Source organism: Erwinia sp. S38, assembly GCF_016624545.1.
In the GTDB taxonomy this organism is placed as follows: Bacteria; Pseudomonadota; Gammaproteobacteria; order Enterobacterales; family Enterobacteriaceae; genus Erwinia; species Erwinia coffeiphila.
In genome coordinates this window covers 1-319 of the sequence record NZ_JACVTS010000085.1, presented here as the reverse complement: position 1 = coordinate 319, position 319 = coordinate 1, and the positions used below count along the sequence as shown (strand labels likewise).

Genomic DNA, 319 nt, shown 5'->3' with positions numbered 1-319 from the left:
ATTTTTCAGCTTGTTCCGGATTGTTAAAGAGCAAATATCTCAAACGTGACTCACCCGAAGGCAATATCAGTTTTGAGATACTGTGGAGACATCTTTCACCTGTCACCAGGCAGGTGGCGTCCCCTAGGGGATTCGAACCCCTGTTGCCGCCGTGAAAGGGCGGAGTCCTAACCGCTAGACGAAGGGGACACATCAGTGTCGCGACTTCGCAGCCGTCCTGCTCATTACTTTTTCTATCAGACAATCTGTGTGAGCACTGCGCGGGAAGGTATCTTCAGGTAAGGAGGTGATCCAACCGCAGGTTCCCCTACGGTTACCT

General features: G+C 51.7%; 1 tRNA gene. It reads right to left on the bottom strand.

Annotated features, from left to right (window positions below):
• Window positions 1-114: 114 nt before the first annotated feature.
• Window positions 115-189: transfer RNA gene (locus tag IBT46_RS27105), tRNA-Glu, on the bottom strand.
• Window positions 190-319 lie beyond the last annotated feature (130 nt).